Raw genomic sequence first — 18,419 nt, 5'->3', positions numbered from 1 at the left:
AACCGCTTCGTCAGAAAGGCTCCCAGTGCGTGCAACTCTCCGCGTCGGCGACTCCAGTGCCCGGGTTGCTGAGGTTCGCTCAACACTCGCGCGTTTAGGGTTGCTCAGCGGCTACGAGGGCTCCATCGATGAGTGGAACTCCCGCCAGTTTTCGCAGGAAGAGATGCTTTTCGACGCCACGCTGGCCGACACCATCAAAGCCTTCCAGCAGTCGCGCGGCATCATGCCCACCGGCGACATCGATGACCTCACGCTCCGCGAGCTCCGCCAGGCGTCGTACAAGCTGGGCAACCGCGTCCTGAGCTACCAGCCGAGCCAGGAGCTCGTCGGCGATGACGTCGCGCAACTGCAGACCCAACTCCACGAGCTGGGCTTTTACGCGCACCGCATCGACGGCCGCTTCGGCCGCCGCACCCACGAAGCGGTGATGACTTACCAGCTCAACTCCGGCCTCGAGGACGACGGGCTCTGCGGCCCCGACACCCTCCACGCGCTCAGCCTGCTGGGCCGGCGCATCACCGGCGGCTCCGCCAACGCCATCCGCGAGCGCGAGCACGTCCGCCAGGCCGGCCCGCACCTGACCGGCAAGCGCGTGGTCATTGACCCCGCCCTCGGCGGCGCCGACACTGGCGTGACCGTCCAGGGCCCGTACGGCCCCATCACCGAAGAAGAGATCGTGTGGGACCTGGCGCAGCGCGTCGAGGGCCGCATGATCGCTGCGGGCGTGGAGACCATCATCTCCCGCACCCGCGGCGACAACCCGTCGGCAAAAGCGCGCGCCGACCTGGCCAACGGGTTCAAGGCCGACCTGGTGATCTCACTGCAGCTAGACCACTACCCGAACGAGAAGGCCAACGGCGTGGCCACCTTCTACTTCGGGTCCGAGATCGGCAGCTCCTCCATGACGGGCGAGACGCTCTCCGGCTACATCCAGCGCGAGATCGCCGCCCGCACCAACCTGCGGAACTGCCACAACCACGCCCGCACCTGGGAAATGCTGCGCATGACGCGCATGCCGTCGGTGGAAGTGGTGGCCGGCTACCTGAGCAACCCGGGCGACCTGGCCGTGCTCATCGATCCCGCGCAGCGTGACGCGATCGCGGAATCCATCGTCGTGGCCGTCAAGCGCCTCTACCTGCTGGAATCCGACAACCAGCCGACCGGCAGCTACTCGTTCCAGGACCTGCTGCGCGAGGAGCGCGCGTAGGTTCCTGCTGGGGGAAATAGCGGGGGAAATTACGGGGAAGGTTTCGGGGTTCCGCGCCTGGGCTACTTTGCGTAGTACCTGGTGGTCCGGGTCGAGCCGATCTTGCGGATCAGTGAGGCGTCGACAAGCTTGCGCAACGCGCGGTACGCCTGCTGCTGGCTCAAGCCGGTGATGGCGGCGACGTCGCCGCTGGCCATGCCCGCGCGGCCCGCGCTCTGCACCGCGCCCAGCGCCATCGCGTCATTGCCCTTCACCGCGAGCGGGGCGCTCGAGTGCTGCGTCACCGTCACCGTCACGCCCTGCCCGTGGGTGCCCGCGAAGCTGACCGGGTCCAGCTCTGCGGCGGATAGCGTCCGCGCGACCTCCGGGTACCCTGTTCCGGCGCCGCGCGTGAGCCCGGTGAGCGAGACCGCGGTGCTCAGGTGAAGGGAGCGCGGCGCGTAGACGGGCCGACCCTCCGCGAGCGCCGCCGCGTCCACTCCGCGCGGCAGGCCGCCGGGGCTTGAGATGCTGGTGAAGTCTTCCTCCAGCGCCACGTAGACGGGCGCGGGCAGCGAGTAGTCGCGATGGACGAGCGCGTTGATCACCAGCGGAAACGCGGGGCCGAGCGCGGCGCGGTGCTCGGTGAGCGCGCTGAGCATCGTGGCCAAGGGGGCCACGCTTCGCGACGTCCGGTGCGAGACCCGCCGGTCCGAGAACACCAATTGGTGGTACGGCAGGTGCGTACGGATCGCCTCCGTGCGGCCGAAGAGCGCGATGGCACCGAGCGTCAGCGGGTGCTCCGCATCGGTGCGGAACCCGAGCGCGCGGACGAGCGCTTCGTCGGAGCGCTGCGCGGCAAGCGCGTCGCCACCATGGCTCGCCGCCAGTTCGCGGAAGCTCGCAATCGCCTCCGGGTCGATGTCGTCCGGGGCGGCACCGCGGGCGGGGGAGAGCGCCCAGTCGACCCCGTTTGCATCGCGGTAACGCGTGAACAGATATGTCGGGTCCATGCCGACCGCCTCTGCCACGCCCCGCTCGTTGAGGCGCCGCGTGCGGTAGGTGCCCCACGCGGTTGCGACGGGGCTCGGGTGCGCGTCGGTCCGCACCGCAATCACCTCGGTGCCGCCTATCCGCGCGGCGCTTACGTCAACCTCCAGCGGCGGGTTGGTGTAGCGGCGCACCGCCATGGCCAGCTGCGCGGGGTCGGTTCGATCACCGTGGAAGGGATAGCAGCCACTGATTGAACCGTCCGAATCCACGCCGATGAAAAGGGTGCCGCCCTCGGCGTTGGCCATGGACGCCATCGTTTCAATCACGCGGCGCTCGTTGATGAAAGCGGCAGATTTACGACGCGCAAACGCCCTGGTCATTCCCTGTCCCAGGGCGATTTGATCAGCCATTTCCTCAGCGCGCATGCCGATAGCTTACATCATTGGTATTCGCCAGTTCGATTCGTCCGGCACCGTCTGATTGAATGATGGAATGTGGGCACACTGGTGGGCGGAATCGGTGAGGTGATGGAATCAGACGGCCGGCGCTTCTGCTAGCAGGTCGGCGATTTCTTGGTCCGCCATGAGGTCGAATACAGGCGGAAGCGAGAGCCGGAGGCGGGGCAGCAGCGGGTGATCGTCTACGATGCGGAAGCCGGCGGACTCGAGGATGGGGACCTCTGTCAGACCGATTGCGGCGGCGTGGCGGGCGATGGGGCTGTGGGCCTGCGCGGTGGCGTCGTCAAGCGTTGTGCCCCGCGCGGAGGGCTCGTGGAGGCCGAAGACCTCGAGGGCCTGTGCGCCCGCGCTCGTGGCGGCGGCGATGGTGGCGTCGAGGAGTACCGATTCGTAACCGCGGCGCTGGGCTCGGGCGTCGATGTGCAGGCTCGTGATGACCCATGCGTCTTGGCTAATGGGTGCGGTGGGGAAGCGGGAGGCGCCCGGGGCGTATTCCGGCGGGCAGAAGAGGATGGTGGCCAGCGCGCCCTCGTCGGCGCTCACCTCCGCGATGGAGTGGCCGATGGGGTACTGCTCGTAGCAGCGCGCGATGAGCCAGGCCTCTTTGTCCAGCTCAGAGCGCTGGACGGTGAACTCGGTGTCGGCGTGGCGCGGGGATGACCTCGGCGGGTCGAGCTCCCAGAAGACGGTGTCGGCGGCGCGCCGGTGGATGCGGGCGAGTGTGCCGGCGTGCACCGGCACGAGCTGCGCGCGTGGTTGCGTTGGCACCCGTCCCCCTGACGTTCCGCCGGTCCGATCAGTCCTGCTCGCCCTGGATCAGGCCCATGATGCGGTCAAAATCGTCCTTGTCGCCGAACTCGACGACGATCTTGCCCTTGCGCTTACCCATGGTCACGGAGACCTTGGTGTCCCAGGCGTCTGCGAGGGAGTTCGCGGCGTTGGTGAGGAACTCCGGCTGCGGCTGGGGCTCGCGTTTCTTCTTCTCGGGCAGGGCGCCGTTGTTGTTCAACAGCGTGACGGCCTCCTCGGTGGCGCGCACGCTCAGTCCCTCGGCGACGATGCGGTTGGCCAGCTCGTTCTGCGCGGTGGAGGTCTGCTCGTCGCTGTCCAGCTTCACGCCCAGGAGGGCGCGGGCGTGGCCCGCGGACAGGACGTTCGCGGCGACGCGGCGCTGCACGTCCACCGGGAGGCGCAGCAGGCGGATGGCGTTGGTGATCACCGGGCGGGAGCGGCCCAGCTTGTCCGCCAGCTGCTCCTGGGTAACGCCGAACTCCTTGAGCAGCTGCTCGTAGGCGGCGGCCTCTTCCAGCGGGTTGAGCTGGACGCGGTGGATGTTCTCCAGGAGGGCGTCGCGGAGCATGTCCTCGTCGGAGGTCTCGCGCACGATCGCCGGGATGTGCTTGAGACCAGCCTTGGAGGCCGCGCGCCAGCGGCGCTCGCCCATGATCAGCTCGAAGCCGTCCTGGGTGTCGCGGACGACGATCGGCTGCAGCAGGCCGAACTCGCGGATGGAGTGCACCAGCTCGGCCAGCTCGTCCTCATCGAAGACCTGGCGGGGCTGCTTCGGGTTGGGGATGATCTGCCCCAGCGGCACTTCCTGGTAGCGGGCGCCCACGGGCACCGGCTGCATGACGTTGTCCTTCGCGGCGGAGACGGTCGGGGCGCCGGCGATCGGCCCGCGAGGCGAGCCGCCCACGGTGGGGGCGCCCTTGACCTTCTTGCGCTGCTTGTCCTTCTTGTTCTTCTTGCCCGAATTGCCTGGGTTGCCTGAGTTCACAGCGTCGTCGGCGCCGGCGTCGGGGCCCGCTCCGGTGCTGCCTTTGTTGGTCTCCTCGCCGGGCTTCGGCGCCTGCGCGCGCTGCGCGGCCTTGCCGTCGCCGAAGATGATGTCGGAGGCGCCGTTACCAATCGCGCCCGTCTTCCCGGTCGTATCCGTCGTCGACGGCGCGGACGGGATCAGTGCGGCCAGGCCTCGCCCGAGTCCGCCTTTGCGTTGCTGTGCCATGTGCTACTCCTCGCCCTCAGTGCCTACAGTGCCTACAGTGCCCTCAGTACCTGCTGAACCTTCAGGATCTTCCCCCGCGTCCCCGTCGCTATCCAGCTCCGCGAACACCTCGGGGCTCACACCGATCGGCCCGGTCGTCTCGTGCGGCTGGTAGTCGCCGCGGTTGGCCAGCTCGCGCGCCGCGTCGAAGTACGCGAGCGCCCCGCGGGAGCCGGGATCGTAATCAATCACGGTCTGCCCGTAGCCGGGGGCCTCGGACACCTTGACCGAGCGCGGGATGACGTTGTTCAGCACCACCTGGCCGAACTGGTCGCGCACCTCGGCGGCCACGTCGGCGGCCAGGCGCGTGCGCGCGTCGTACATGGTGAGCAAGATCGCGGAGATGTGCAGGTTGTGGTTCAGGTGCTCGCGGATCATGCCGATGTTGCCCAGCAGCTGGCCCACGCCCTCGAGCGCGTAGTACTCGCACTGGATGGGGATAAGCACCTCGTCAACCGCGGTCATTGCGTTGATGGTGAGCAGGCCGAGGGACGGCGGGCAGTCGATGAACACGTAGTCAAAGCCGTGCTCGTCGAGGAACCCGCGCCGGATAGCGTCGTGAAGCCGGTACTCGCGCCGCACCATGGAGACCAGCTCGATCTCGGCGCCCGCCAGGTCGATGGTGGCGGGGATGCAGAAGATGTTGGGGTTCTCCGCGTGCGCCTGCACGGCGTCGGCGGCCTCGGCCTCGCCGATGAGCACCTCGTAGCTGGACACGGTCCCGGAGGTGTGCTCGGCGCCGAGTGCCGTTGACGCGTTACCCTGCGGGTCCAGGTCGATCACCAGCACCTTCAGGCCCTGCTTGCTCAGCGACGCCGCCATGTTCACCGCCGTCGTCGTCTTGCCCACGCCGCCCTTCTGGTTGGCAATGGTGAGCACTCGCGGCTGCTCCGGCTTAGGCAGCTTCGCTCGCCCAGACGTCATCTGGGTGGCCCGGTGCGCCGCGGCCATGATCGGGGTGTCGTCGAAATTCTGCTCGTCCATATTCGCTCCCCCTTACTTTCGCACGATTGTAATCAGGGTGGTCGGCTGCTCCAGCAGGCCCTCGCCGACCTGGGAGATGGTGGCTTCTCCGCCGCCCGCCTTCCGGATCTCCGCGGCGTCTCGCTCGAGCTCCTCGCTTACCGACGCCCCCTTCATCGCCACCATGACGCCCCCGTGCTTGGCCAACGGCAAGGACCATCCGGCGAGCTTGCCCAGCGGCGCCACCGCCCGCGAGGTGACGGCGTCGAACTGGCCGCGCTGCTGCTCCTCGGCGCGGCCCCGGATCACCGTAACGTTGTCCAGCCCCAGCTGCTCGGTCACCTCGCCGAGATAGGTGGAGCGCTTCAGCAGCGGCTCGATGAGCGTCACGTCCAGGTCCGGCCGCGCGATGGCCAGCGGGATGCCCGGCAGGCCCGCGCCCGAGCCGATGTCCGCGATGCGGGCGCCCTCCGCGAACGCCTCGGCGGCGACGGCGCAGTTGAGGATGTGGCGGCCCCAGAGCCGGTCCACCTCCTTCGGCCCGATGAAGCCACGCTGCGCGGCCACGGTGGCCAGCGACTCGCGGTACTGCTCCGCGAGCCCCAGGCGGTCACCGAAGACGGTGCGTGCGATAGCGGGGGTCTGTTCCGACACGGCTGTGCGCTCCTTTACACAAAGGGGAGTTGTTTGCACTCCGACTCTAGTAAACGCGCCCAACATTGGGGCAATTGTGCGCACCCACCTCCGCCAACCCAGTTGGACGCCTGGAATCGGGCACGAAAAACCCGCCGCCAACTGGCGACGGGTTCGAGCGAGCAACCCTTACTTGCCCTGCTTGCGCTGCTTCTTGGTGCGCTTGTCCACCTTGCGGGCGCCGACGGCCGGGGCGGAGGCGCGCTTAGCCGCGCGCTTGGCGGCCTCTTCCTCTTCCTCTTCCTTGTCCATCTTCGCGTACACGACGCGGGTTTGGAAGAAGGTCCAGATGTTGTTGGACAGCGAGTAGAACAGGAGGCCGACGTGCCAGACAAAGCCGGTGAACAGGATCATGGCCGGCATGAACCAGAGCATCATCTTGTTCATCATCTGCATCTGCTGGTCCATCATCTGCGCGTTCTCACCCTGCGGCGTATTCACCTTGCCGGCGGCACGACGGGCCTGCTGGCGCTGGATGGACATACGCGCGTTCAGGTGGGTGAACAGCGCGGACAGGATGACCATCGGCAGGCAGACCGCGATGATCTTGGTCCGGGTGAGGTCCTCCACACCGGTAAACGCGGCGAACGCGTCTTCTGGCATGGACATGTACGCCGACAGCGGGACGCCGAAGATGTTGGCGTCCAGGAACGAGCGGACATCCTCGGGCGAGAAGGCGTAGTTGGCAATGTTGCGGTTCTCTTCAACCGACAGGCCGAGCGCACCCGGGCCGTTGCCGGTGCGGTTGAACGAGCGCAGCACGTGGAACAGGCCGATGAACACCGGCATCTGCACGAGCGGGACCAGGCAGGAGGCGAGCGGGTTGGTGCCCATCTCCTTGTACAGCTTCTGGGTCTCCTCGGCCATCTTCTGCTGGTCGTTCTTGTACTTCGCGCGGATTTCCTGCATCCGCGGCTGCATCTCCTGCATGCGGCGCATGGAGCGCATCTGGTTGACCATCGGCTTGATCAGCAGCGCACGGATGGTCACCGTCAGCATGATGATGGACAGCGCCCAGGCCATGCCTGAATCTGGCGAGAGAATTGCGCCGAAGAGTTTGTGGTACGCCCACAGCACCCATGAAATCGGCCAATAAATGAAGTTCAGCACTTTTGGCAGTTACTCCTCATCGGTTTGTCGTATGTCCGTTGCCTGCACGCTGGAGCTTTGGGCGCTTGTCGACGCCCCCGCCCCCGCCGGAATACTCCCCGGCACAGGGTCGTAGCCACCTGGGTGCCACGGCCCGCACTTACACACGCGGGCGGCCGCGACCGCGGTGCCTTTCACGGCACCGTGTCGCGCGACCGCCTCGAGTGCGTACGCACTGCAAACGGGCAAAAATCGGCAGGTCCCACCCAGCTTAAGGGGTGACACGTACTTTTGGTAGAGGCGCACCAGCTTCACCAGCGCGGCCGCCGCCGGCCCGGGAGGCCTGGGGATCCGGCCGCCGGCGAAGTTGTAGTACGCCATCAGCGGGTTGTCCGCTCTTGTGGTGGTTTGGCGATTTTGGCGCGCGCCTTGCGGACCGCGCGCTCGAGGTCTCCGGCCAGCTCGGCGCTCGACGCCGTGGCCGACACAGGAAGCGCTCGGATAACCACGTCGAATTCGCGCGGCAGCGCCTCCGCCTGCGTGCGCGCGACGGCCCGGAGTTTGCGGGACACCGCGTGCCTGGTCACAGCGTTCCCCACCTGTTTAGACACCACGAGCCCGAACCGAGGTCCGCCGCGCACGGCGGTGTCGGTTCGGGCTCTCAGGTGCACCACCAGTGTGCGGGAGCCGCCCCGCGTCCCCTTGCGCATCGTGCGACGGAAGTCGCTGGATGACGCAAGCTTCAGCGGGCGCGGCAGCACGGTGGTGAACCCTGAATTGGTGCAGCTACGGCGCGACTACGCGGTCAGCTTTGCGCGGCCCTTCTTGCGGCGCGCGGAAACGATGGCGCGGCCGGCGCGGGTACGCATGCGGGCGCGGAAGCCGTGCTTGCGCGAGCGACGACGGTTGTTGGGCTGGTAAGTCCGCTTGGACACGGTGGACTCCTTGTATGCGTCACGGCGACCAGCGGTCGGGGGCACTACGCGGCACGGATGTTCTGTGCAGAGCATCCGTGAGCAGTGCTCCCGTCCTCCCGGGGCAGTGGCCGCCTCCGGTAGAAAAATGTTGTTGAGATCGCGCTTCACCGCGTACTGGGTGAAGGCCGCATGCGCTACCTGCGCTGACTCGCCCTTGCGGGGGCCCGGTTCTCGGCGCGGGTAGTGCTCTCAAGCGCGCGAGTGCAAGGCGTTGCGCGGGGCAACGGCCAGTGCGACTAGCGCGACAGACTCCACTAGGGTACGTGATTTTTCCTCCGGGCGACAAATCGACACTCCGACAGGATTCATGGGGAAGAACGGGGGCACCCGAAATTACATAACTGTGTTTTTTCGCAGGTAGTCGGCCCAATCGGCCCGGCAACGTGGGGCTCAACGGGCGGGGAGGGGAGCGGGTCGCTGACACGCGTTCGATCCGTTTTCGAATTCCACAGGTTCTCCTCCTCGCCACCGTTAGACACGCTGAGGTGACAGCGGGTAACAATGTCTTATCACCACAATTTCACAAGCATTCAGTGCACAAGCCTGTGGATAACTGTGAAGTATTGGTTGAGACTTTTCCGGGAGACCCGCGATTGTCCCAGCTCAACCGCAACTTTAAGGTTGAGAAATGTTATCCACAGTTTGCGCACACACCTGTGGATAGAACCCCACGGTGTCGCTATTCACACCTGTGGATAAAGTTGTGGAACAACAGGTGAGGGCCCATCCCGGCCCACGCCAGCCTGTGGAGGCACCGCCGGATTCGGTGGATTCCGCGGTGGGTTTTGTAATTTCACAATGTTACATAAGCCACGCCGCGCATTCCTCCTGCGCCCCGCAGTACCAATACAGACCCCAAGAACCCCATAGCCCCATGTCGAGGAAAGAACAGGAGTAACCGTGGCCGAGCAACAGATCGAATCGCTCTGGCGTGACACCGTCACCCAGCTGCTGCAGCTCTCAGAGCGACCCGACTCTTCGGTCCCGCAGCTCAATTTCAAAGAGCGCTCCTACCTGCAGCTGGTCACCCCGGTCATGCTGGTCAACGGCTACGCGGTCCTTTCCGTCCCCCACCACGCGGCGAAGACGGTGATTGAGGATTCGCTGGCACCGCACATCACCAACCTGCTCGCCGCCCAGCTCGGCGGGCCGTGCATCCTCGCGGTGTCCGTCGCACCGGCGGCGGAGAGCACGCCGCCTCCTGCCGCTGAGCCGCCCGCCGCGCCGCAGCCCTCACAACCTACTGAGCCGGAAGTGCCGGGGCCGGTGGCGTCGACAAGCATGCCCCCGCAGCGCGATTTCGCACCCTCCGTGCCCGAGGAATTTGCGCAGGATGCGGGGCCGGGCGAGCAGATCCCGATGGGGCTGGACGAGCTTGCGCAGATGCACGCGCAGCAGCAAAAGCAGCGGCAGGGCCACCCGACCGTGCCGCGGCGCATCCCGCGCGAGGAGCCGGCGCACGACCCGGACCGGGCGGCGAACTTGAACCCGAAGTACACGTTTGAAAACTTCGTCACGGGCTCGTCAAACCGCTTCGCGGCGGGCGCGGCGCTCGCGGTCGCTGAGGCACCGGCCCGCGCCTACAACCCCTTGTTCATCTGGGGCGGATCCGGCCTGGGCAAGACGCACCTGCTGCACGCGGCGGGGAATTACGCGCAGGTGCTGCAGCCGGGGCTGCGGATCAAGTACGTGTCCTCGGAGGAGTTCACCAACGACTACATCAACTCCGTGCGCGATGACCGGCAGGAATCGTTCAAGCGCCGCTACCGCAACCTGGACATCCTCATGGTGGATGACATCCAGTTCCTGCAGGGTAAAGAAGGTACGCAGGAAGAGTTCTTCCACACCTTCAACGCGCTGCACCAGGCGAATAAGCAGATCATCCTGTCCTCGGACCGCCCGCCGAAGCAGCTCACCACCCTGGAGGACCGCCTGCGCACCCGCTTCGAGGGAGGGCTGATTACCGACGTCCAGCCGCCGGACCTGGAGACCCGCATCGCCATCCTGATGAAGAAGGCGGCTGCCGACGGCACCGAGGTCGAGCACTCCGTCCTCGAGTTGATCGCGTCGCAGTTTCAGTCCTCCATCCGCGAGCTGGAGGGCGCGCTCATCCGCGTGTCCGCGTACTCGTCGCTGTCCAACAAGCCGGTTGACCTGCAGGCCGCGCACCACGCGCTGCGCGACATCCTGCCGGACGAGGCCGACGTGAACATCACCGCGGACGCCATCAAGCAGGCGGCCGCGGAGTACTTCAAACTCTCGTTGGAGCAGCTCACCGGTGCCGGAAAGGCCCGGCAGGTGGCGCACGCGCGCCAGATCGCCATGTACCTCTGCCGCGAGCTCACCGAGCTCTCGCTGCCCAAGATCGGCGACGAGTTTGGCGGCAAGGACCACACCACCGTCATGTACGCGGACCGGAAGATCCGCAAGGAAATGACGGAGAAGCGTGGCACCTACGACGAGATCCAGGAGCTCACGCAGATGATCAAGAACAAGGCGCGCATGGGCTAGGCCGTGGGGCCGGCGCTATTCCGCCCCACAAGATCACAAAAACCCCAGAAGTCACTCTCTTACCACTCTCCACAGACTTCTCCACACCTGTGTAATTACGCCGTTGTGATTTGGCGATCTTGCTCACACGGCGCGCGAACCAGGCCCCCAGATCCGCTCTGTGGATAACCGTGCAAATCTTGTGAAAGCCCAGTGGACAACGTCCGACCTGCTGTGGAACAAAATCGGGGCCGAAAAGTTATCCACAACCGCACGGAGATATCCACAAGAACTCCACACCCCGAATCACACCCTTGTTTCGCCCCACCACCACGGCGAAACCCATGGATTCCACAGATTGCACAGCACCTACTGCAGTTACCAACTCTTTTACTTGTAATTCCTTCTACAGAAAGAGAGGTTGTGCATGACCCGCCCGCCGTCCGCTCGGACAGCCCGATTCTTGGAATTACAAAACCTGCTTTCGCCCCGGGGCGATATGGCGAAGCCCCGGCGCCCCGCCTAGAGTGAGAACGTAATTACAGATCCTGGTTACCGCGGGTAGCCGCGCAACGGTTTCAACATCACGACTACAAGCAAGGGAGCCTTACGCCGTTATGGTCGAGAGCATCGGTGAGAACACCCTGTCATTCCGCGTCCACAAAGATGACCTCTCTGACGCCGTGGCGTGGGTGGCTCGCGCCTTGCCCACCAAGAGCACGCAGCCGATCCTGCGCGCAATTGTGATCACCGCGGACGATGAGGGCCTGGAGCTCGCCGGCTTTGACTACGAGGTGTCCACCCGCGTCCGACTCGGCGCCGAGGTTGACCAGCCGGGCAGGGTCGCGGTGGCCGGCAAGCTGCTCTCGGACATCGTGGCCAACATGCCCCACCAACCGGTTGAGGTCACCACGGACAACAACACCATGAAGCTGGTGGGCGGCAAGGCCCGCTTCGAGCTTCCGCTGATGCCGCTGGATGATTACCCGCAGGTGCCCAGCCTGCCGGAGACCACCGGCACGATCGCCCCGGCGTCGCTGACCCGCGCGGTCTCCCAGGTCGCCTCCGCCGCCGGCCGCGACGACACGCTGCCCATGCTCACCGGTATCCACGTGGAGATCCGCGGCGCAAAGATGCGCCTGACCGCAACGGACCGCTTCCGCCTTGCCATCCGCAGCCTGGAGTGGGAGCCGCAGAGCCCGGACGTGGAGGCGAAGCTCCTGGTCCCGGCCAAGACCCTCCTGGACAATGCCCGCACGCTGGACACCCAGCTGGAGGACCCGGTGGAGATCGCGGTCGGCGCGCAGGACAACGTTGGCGCCGAGGGCCTGTTTGGCATGCACGTGGGCAACCGCGAAACCACCACCCGCATGCTCGACGCGGACTTCCCCAATGTGGAGCCGCTGCTGCCCAAGGCGCACACCTCCATGGCCACGGTCGAGGTCGCCCCGCTGCTCGAGTCCATCCGCCGCGTCTCCCTCGTGGCCGACCGCAACGCGCAGATCCGCCTGCACTTCCGCGAGGGCGAGGTGAGCCTGTTCGCCTCCGGCGTCGACTCGGGCGAGGCGAGCGAGTCCCTGCCGGCCGCGTTCACCGGCGCGGACGAGCTGCTCATCGCCTTCAACGCCGGGTACCTGCGCGACGGCCTGTCCGTCATCGGCACTGACCGCGTCGTCTTCGGCTTCACCGAGGCCTCGCGCCCGGCCATCATGATCCCGGAGCCGGAGGACCTGCCCGAGGCCAACGAGGACGGCACGTTCCCCACCCCGGAGACCCACTTCACCTACCTGCTGATGCCAGTGCGCCTGCCGGGCTAATCGACGCCTACTCGTCCGGCCCCCAACGCGCCCCCTAAGCCGACCATGCTGACTCAGAGAAGAAACGTTGTACGTTAGCGAACTTGACCTGCGCGATTTCCGCTCGTGGCCCTCGCTCCACCTGGAGCTGGAGCGCGGGGTCACCGTGTTCGCCGGACGCAACGGGCACGGCAAGACCAACATCGTCGAGGCCGTCTACTACACCTCCGTCCTGTCCAGCCACCGCGTGAGCACGGACGGCCCGCTGGTCCGCGGCGGCGCGAGCAACGCGCGTATCTCCGCCACCACGGTCAACGAGGGCCGGGCGCTCACAACGCACCTGCTGCTCAAGGCCTCGGGCGCCAACCAGGCGCAGATCAACCGCACCAGGCTCAAGTCGCCGCGCGAGCTCGCCGGCGTCCTGCGCACGGTGATGTTTTCCCCGGAGGACCTGCGCCTGGTCAACGGCGAGCCCGCAGAGCGCCGGCGCTTCCTCGATGCGCTCGCCGCGCTCCGGGTGCGCCGCCTGGGTGGGGTGAAGGCGGACTATGACAAGGTGCTGCGCCAACGCAACGCCCTGCTCAAGCGGTCCAACATGGTGCTGCGCCGCGGCTACGAGGACCCGCAGGGCGCGAGCGCGCTGAGCACGCTTGACGTGTGGGATGGGCAGTTGGCGTCGTTAGGCGCGCAGCTCACGGCGGGGCGGATGCGCCTGGTGGGTGAGCTCGCGCCGCACGTCACGGAGTCCTACCACTCGGTGGCTCCGGAGTCGCGGCCGGCGCACATCAGGTACAGCTCCACCCTGGACGCGGCGGTCCGGACGCTCAATGATGGCCCCTCGGAGGACCCCGCGATCTTGGAGGCCGCGATGCTCAGCGAGCTGGGCCGCCGCCGCAGCGAGGAGCTGGACCGCGGGACCACGCTGGTGGGCCCGCACCGCGACGACCTGGTCCTCAGCCTGGGCGAGCAACCGGCGAGGGGGTACGCCTCGCACGGCGAGACCTGGTCGTACGCGCTCGCGCTGCACCTGGCGGAGTACCGGCTGCTCGCGGCGGACGGCGCGGACCCCGTCCTCATCTTGGACGATGTGTTCGCGGAGTTGGACGCGAAGCGTCGGCAGCGGCTCGTGCGGGTCGCGGAGGACGCGGAGCAGGTGCTCATTACGGCGGCGGTGGGCGATGATCTGCCCGGCAACTTGGACGACGCGGTCTCCGCGCGCTACGCGGTGACGATGGAGGAGGGGGAGTCGCACATTGAGCGATCTGGTCAGTGACACCTTCAACCAGCTGCGCGAGACGGTGCGCCGCAGCGGGCGACGCCTGCCTAACCTGCGGAAACAGGGCGCGAACGTGACGCCGCGCCGCAGCGTGGGCAAGCGCGCGCTCACGGCGGGGATGACGGGCGCGCCCGGGGAGGGCGAGGAGGTGGCCGTGCCCGGACTCCACTTTGAGGAGCAGGCCCGCAGGCCGTGGGTGCGCCGCGGCCGGCCCACGGGCAAGGATGGGCGGGCGTTGCCGCGAGGGTATGAGGTGGCGTCGTTTAGCGCTCTGCTCGGCAAAGAGGTTCGGCAGCGCGATTGGACCGAAAACATAGCGTACGGCTGGGTGATGGGCAATTGGGAGGGCCTGGTCGGCGCGAAAATTGCGCAGCACACAAAGGTGGAGATGATCAAAAATGGGGAGGTCCACATTACTTGCGACTCAACGGCCTGGGCCTCCAACCTCAAGTACATGCAGTCCACGATTCTGCGCGCGATCTCGGAGAAGCTCGGCCCCGACGTGATCACCAAGCTGCACATCTTCGGCCCCAAAACCAAGAGCTGGCGCTACGGCCCGCTGCACGTCAAGGGCCGCGGCCCGCGCGATACGTACGGATAGGGGCTTTTGCTTAGCGACGCCACCGCCCACCCCAAAATCCGCCCGTGAAACGCCCTGTCGCTGCTTCACCTGGTGCCGTAAATGGTCCCCACTACGTGTAAGATAGAGCGGGTTAAACAGGCTTTAGGCACATATTGCCCACTCACGCATATAGAGGAGAGTCCAAGCAGTGGCTGAGCAACAACCTCATTACGACGCGTCATCAATTACCATCCTCGAAGGCCTCGAGGCTGTCCGCAAGCGCCCCGGCATGTACATCGGTTCCACCGGCACGCGCGGCCTGCACCACCTGGTGTGGGAGGTCGTGGACAACTCGGTCGACGAGGCAATGGCGGGCTACGCCGACCGCGTCGATGTGACCCTGTTGAAGGACGGCGGTGTCGAGGTCGTTGATAACGGCCGCGGTATCCCAGTGGAGATGCACCCGTCCGGCGCCCCGACCGTCCAGGTCGTCATGACCCAGCTGCACGCCGGCGGCAAGTTCGACTCCGAGTCCTACGCCGTCTCCGGCGGCCTCCACGGCGTGGGCATTTCCGTGGTCAACGCGCTGTCCACCCGCGTGGAGGCGGACATTAAGCGCGACGGCAAGCACTGGTACCAGCGCTTTAGCAACGCCATCCCGGACGAGCTGGAGGAGGGCGGCAACGCCCGCGGCACCGGCACCGCGATCCGCTTCTGGCCGGACGCGGAAATCTTCGAGACGGTCGAGTTTGATTACGACACAATCTCCCGCCGCCTGCAGGAGATGGCCTTCCTGAACAAGGGCCTGACCATCACGCTCAAGGACGAGCGCGTCTCCGACGAGGAGCTCGAACTCGAGGCCATCGCCGAGGAGGGCGAAACCGCCGCGCTGGTGGAAGAGGACTCGTTTGATGACGAAACCGTGGTCGAGTCCGACGCCGAAGAAGGCGAGGCCGGCGAGGCCGTCGCGCCGAACGTGAAGAAGAAGCGCGAGAAGAAGGTCACCTTCCACTACCCGAACGGCCTGATTGACTACGTGGAGTACCTGAACAAGGGCAAGACCACGATCCACCCGACGGTGATCGGCTTTGACCAGAAGGGCGACGACCACGAGGCCGAGGTGGCGCTGCAGTGGAACAACTCCTACAAGCAATCCGTCCACACCTTTGCCAACACGATTAATACGCACGAAGGCGGCACCCACGAGGAGGGCTTCCGCGCCGCGCTGACCAGCTTGATGAACCGCTACGCGCGCGAGCACAAGCTGCTCAAGGATAAGGAGCCGAACCTGACCGGCGACGACTGCCGCGAAGGTATCTCCGCCGTCATCTCCGTCCGCGTGGGCGACCCCCAGTTTGAGGGCCAGACCAAGACGAAGCTGGGCAACACCGAGATCAAAGGCTTCGTGCAGCGCGCGGTGAATGAGAACCTGTCGGACTGGTTCGACGCCAACCCGGCCGAGGCGAAGGCGATTATTAATAAGGCCGTGTCGTCCTCGCACGCCCGCCAGGCGGCCCGCAAGGCCCGCGACCTGGTGCGCCGCAAGTCCGCGTCCGACCTGGGCGGCCTGCCCGGCAAGCTGGCGGATTGCCGATCGAAGGACCCGGTGAAATCCGAGCTGTTCATCGTGGAGGGCGACTCCGCAGGCGGCTCCGCCAAGGGCGGCCGCGACTCCATGCACCAGGCGATCCTGCCGCTGCGCGGCAAGATCCTTAACGTGGAGAAGGCGCGCATGGACCGCGTGCTCAAGAACGCCGAGGTCCAGGCCATCATCACGGCGCTGGGCACCGGTATCCACGACGAGTTTGACATCAATAAGCTGCGCTACCACAAGATCGTGCTCATGGCCGATGCGGACGTGGACGGCCAGCACATCGCGACGCTGCTGCTCACCCTGCTGTTCCGCTTCATGCCGGACCTCGTGCAGAACGGTCACGTCTTCCTGGCGAACCCGCCGCTGTACAAGCTGAAGTGGGCAAAGGGCGCGCCCGGATACGCGTTTACCGACGCCGACCGCGACCGCCAGCTCGCCGAGGGCCTCGAGGCCAACCGCAAGATCAATACGGACGACGGCATCCAGCGCTACAAGGGCCTCGGCGAGATGAACGCCAAGGAGCTGTGGGAAACCACGCTCGACCCGGAGACGCGCATCCTCCGCCGCGTGGACCTGGAGGACGCGCAGCGCGCCGACGAGCTGTTCAGCATCCTCATGGGCGACGACGTCGCCGCCCGCCGCAGCTTCATCACCCGCAAGGCGAAGGACGTCCGCTTCCTGGACGTGTAGGCAACTTCGGGCTTCAGCGGCCGGTAGCCAACGTGGTTACCGGCCGCTTTGCTGTGTAGTGGTGTGGTGGTGGCGTGTTACTTCGCGTGGCGCTCGATGATCTCGCCGAGACCCGGCAGCGCCGGCGCGACGATCTTCGACGCCTTGCTGCGCAACGACGTGTAGACCTTCTTCACCGCGCCCGGCAGAGAGTCCACGGAGGCGTCGGCAGTCTTGACAATGTCATCCACGACCTCGTCCTGGTGCGCGGCGAGGTAGCCGCCGAACCCGTTTGCGCTGCCCTCGCCCTGGTAGTTGGCCCAGTAGGGCTCGACGCGCTCGACCAGCATTGGCAGCACCTTATTGATGCCCTTGGACACCGCGTTGGCGTCCGCTTTCTTACCCGCGGCGAGCGCCGACTTCAGCGCCATGCCCGTCAGGCCGGACTGGTTGGACACGGTGGTTTCCGTCAGATCGGCGAGGTCCTTCGTCACGGCGGGACGGGTGGTTTCTTCCAGCAGCTTCTGCAAATCAGACATGGGAAACAGTGTACTTTCCGCGATTACAAAAAGCCCGCCACAGTGGGCGGGCGTGGCGATGATTCGTGCAGCTTAGAAGTGGATGCCGTACTTCGCAGCAGCGATGCGGGCTGCCTCCGGGATCGGCATGCCCGGGTGTTGCTGGGAAACGGTGAAGACCTCCAGGATGGACCAGATGAAGGCGGCGGAGGATGCAAGACTCGCGACGGTAGCAACGATAGAGGTAATCATGAGAGACTTCCTTACTTGGGAGTAGTAGACGGTTGAAATGTCAAAACCGAGTATAAGCCAAACAAAGAAGTTGCGCGCAGCACATAACCATTATATTTTCAGCACGCAGCAATACGCACAGCTGCACCGAAGGTGTACCAAGAGAACAGGGTGGCCCCGGAATCCCGGGGCCACCCTGTCAACGGCGTGTTGTGGCTCTTCCGCCACAGCGCTCGGGCTGGGTGAAGTCGCAGGAAAACGCTTGCGTACCTCTTGGTCGATATGCCGCGGGAAAGGGCAGCGTACCGGGTAGCGGCGTGGTTCCCACAAGTCACATGAGTCACTGCAACCACAACCGTGCCAAATTTAGCACGGCGGTTGCGGCCACGCTACAGCTGGGGGAGCTGCGGCAGCGGGTACCCGGCGTCCTCGGCGGCCTTGATCCAGGCAGGGACGTCGAAAATGCGGTTGCCCTCGGAGGATCCGTAGACGTGGCTCAGGCCCGCCTGGTTGGCAATTTGGTCGACGGCCTGGCGGAGGGGCGGGATGGCGTCGATAAGCAACTGCACCGATACAAAAGTGGCCAGGGCGGCGATGGTCAGGGAGATCGGGGCCGAGCCGGTGTAGGCGCTGCCGAGCGGCGGCTGCTCGGGGACCTGCGGGCCGTCGGCGGGCACCTTGCCCTCCGGAATTTTCGAGCTCCCCGAGCTTGACGTGCTGGAACCCGACGACAGCTCGGACACACCTGCGTGCGCGGGCGCGGGGACGGCGATGGCGAGAGCGGCCGCGGTCAGCGCGGCAAGGGAGCGTTTTCTCATGCACAACACTCTATTCCGTTCGCGGGTGTGGGGGAACCGGCGCGTCGCTCGCTGCGTCTAAT

18 protein-coding genes are annotated in these 18,419 nt (G+C 66.1%); 6 read left to right on the top strand and 12 right to left on the bottom strand.

Going from position 1 to position 18,419, the window contains the following annotated elements; genetic code table 11:
• Positions 1-25 precede the first annotated feature (25 nt).
• A complete protein-coding gene (locus tag FPP74_RS09715) occupies positions 26-1,207 on the top strand; it encodes an N-acetylmuramoyl-L-alanine amidase (RefSeq protein WP_144718230.1) in 1,182 nt (393 codons plus the stop codon).
• A 62-nt stretch (positions 1,208-1,269) separates the two neighbouring features.
• On the opposite strand, the gene FPP74_RS09710 is transcribed toward FPP74_RS09715, so the two are convergent.
• The 9 genes from FPP74_RS09710 to rpmH form a co-directional block, all read right to left on the bottom strand.
• A complete protein-coding gene (locus tag FPP74_RS09710; protein ID WP_095278655.1) occupies positions 1,270-2,604 on the bottom strand; it encodes an RNA-binding domain-containing protein in 1,335 nt (444 codons plus the stop codon).
• A gap of 108 nt (positions 2,605-2,712) precedes the next feature.
• Positions 2,713-3,405 (bottom strand): hypothetical protein, encoded by a 693-nt coding sequence (locus tag FPP74_RS09705; protein ID WP_173783234.1) that lies wholly within the window; start codon positions 3,403-3,405, stop codon positions 2,713-2,715.
• Positions 3,406-3,433: 28 nt separating this feature from the next.
• Entirely contained in the window at positions 3,434-4,642 is a 1,209-nt protein-coding gene (locus FPP74_RS09700) for a ParB/RepB/Spo0J family partition protein (protein WP_144718228.1), read from the bottom strand.
• A 3-nt stretch (positions 4,643-4,645) separates the two neighbouring features.
• Positions 4,646-5,665: a ParA family protein gene (locus FPP74_RS09695; protein ID WP_095537781.1), complete on the bottom strand. Its 1,020-nt coding sequence runs from the start codon at positions 5,663-5,665 to the stop codon at positions 4,646-4,648.
• 12 nt (positions 5,666-5,677) lie between these two features.
• Positions 5,678-6,298: a 16S rRNA (guanine(527)-N(7))-methyltransferase RsmG gene (gene rsmG / locus FPP74_RS09690; protein ID WP_233126991.1), complete on the bottom strand. Its 621-nt coding sequence runs from the start codon at positions 6,296-6,298 to the stop codon at positions 5,678-5,680.
• 168 nt (positions 6,299-6,466) lie between these two features.
• Positions 6,467-7,447 carry a membrane protein insertase YidC gene (gene yidC, locus FPP74_RS09685; RefSeq protein WP_144718224.1) on the bottom strand — a complete coding sequence of 327 codons (981 nt, stop codon included), beginning with the start codon at positions 7,445-7,447 and terminating at the stop codon, positions 6,467-6,469.
• Between the two features lie 9 nt (positions 7,448-7,456).
• A complete protein-coding gene (yidD, locus tag FPP74_RS09680) occupies positions 7,457-7,807 on the bottom strand; it encodes a membrane protein insertion efficiency factor YidD (protein ID WP_144718222.1) in 351 nt (116 codons plus the stop codon).
• Positions 7,807-8,187 carry a ribonuclease P protein component gene (gene rnpA / locus FPP74_RS09675; RefSeq protein WP_095535533.1) on the bottom strand — a complete coding sequence of 127 codons (381 nt, stop codon included), beginning with the start codon at positions 8,185-8,187 and terminating at the stop codon, positions 7,807-7,809. Before rnpA ends, yidD begins: the two co-directional genes overlap by 1 nt.
• Positions 8,188-8,223: 36 nt before the next feature.
• Positions 8,224-8,361 (bottom strand): 50S ribosomal protein L34, encoded by a 138-nt coding sequence (rpmH, locus tag FPP74_RS09670; RefSeq protein WP_095278661.1) that lies wholly within the window; start codon positions 8,359-8,361, stop codon positions 8,224-8,226.
• Positions 8,362-9,303: 942 nt separating this feature from the next.
• On the opposite strand from rpmH, the gene dnaA reads away from it, so the two are divergent.
• From dnaA to gyrB, 5 genes are all read left to right on the top strand, one after another.
• Positions 9,304-10,914, top strand: coding sequence for a chromosomal replication initiator protein DnaA (dnaA, locus tag FPP74_RS09665; RefSeq protein ID WP_095548036.1), 1,611 nt, complete (start codon positions 9,304-9,306; stop codon positions 10,912-10,914).
• Positions 10,915-11,510: 596 nt separating this feature from the next.
• The gene (dnaN, locus tag FPP74_RS09660) at positions 11,511-12,710 is read left to right on the top strand and encodes a DNA polymerase III subunit beta (protein ID WP_095278663.1); all 1,200 of its coding nucleotides are present in this window, start codon (positions 11,511-11,513) and stop codon (positions 12,708-12,710) included.
• A gap of 67 nt (positions 12,711-12,777) precedes the next feature.
• Positions 12,778-13,962, top strand: a complete 1,185-nt coding sequence (recF, locus tag FPP74_RS09655; RefSeq protein WP_144718220.1) for a DNA replication/repair protein RecF — start codon at positions 12,778-12,780, stop codon at positions 13,960-13,962.
• Positions 13,943-14,566, top strand: a complete 624-nt coding sequence (locus FPP74_RS12535) for a DciA family protein (protein ID WP_369801138.1) — start codon at positions 13,943-13,945, stop codon at positions 14,564-14,566. The genes recF and FPP74_RS12535 overlap by 20 nt, the downstream gene beginning before the upstream one ends.
• A 169-nt stretch (positions 14,567-14,735) precedes the next feature.
• A complete protein-coding gene (gene gyrB / locus FPP74_RS09645; RefSeq protein WP_095535529.1) occupies positions 14,736-16,811 on the top strand; it encodes a DNA topoisomerase (ATP-hydrolyzing) subunit B in 2,076 nt (691 codons plus the stop codon).
• A 77-nt stretch (positions 16,812-16,888) separates the two neighbouring features.
• Here the strand turns inward: gyrB and FPP74_RS09640 are convergent, their stop codons facing one another.
• From FPP74_RS09640 to FPP74_RS09635, 3 genes are all read right to left on the bottom strand, one after another.
• Positions 16,889-17,329, bottom strand: coding sequence for a hypothetical protein (locus tag FPP74_RS09640; protein ID WP_144718218.1), 441 nt, complete (start codon positions 17,327-17,329; stop codon positions 16,889-16,891).
• A gap of 72 nt (positions 17,330-17,401) precedes the next feature.
• Positions 17,402-17,560, bottom strand: coding sequence for a hypothetical protein (locus tag FPP74_RS12280; RefSeq protein ID WP_186439428.1), 159 nt, complete (start codon positions 17,558-17,560; stop codon positions 17,402-17,404).
• Positions 17,561-17,928: 368 nt separating this feature from the next.
• On the bottom strand, positions 17,929-18,357 hold the full coding sequence (locus tag FPP74_RS09635) for a hypothetical protein (RefSeq protein WP_095535527.1): 429 nt from the start codon (positions 18,355-18,357) through the stop codon (positions 17,929-17,931).
• Positions 18,358-18,419 lie beyond the last annotated feature (62 nt).

The sequence above is a fragment of the Corynebacterium sp. NML180780 genome (assembly GCF_007786415.1).
Classification (GTDB): domain Bacteria; phylum Actinomycetota; class Actinomycetes; order Mycobacteriales; family Mycobacteriaceae; genus Corynebacterium; species Corynebacterium gottingense.
This window is presented reverse-complemented; position numbering and strand designations above follow the sequence as displayed.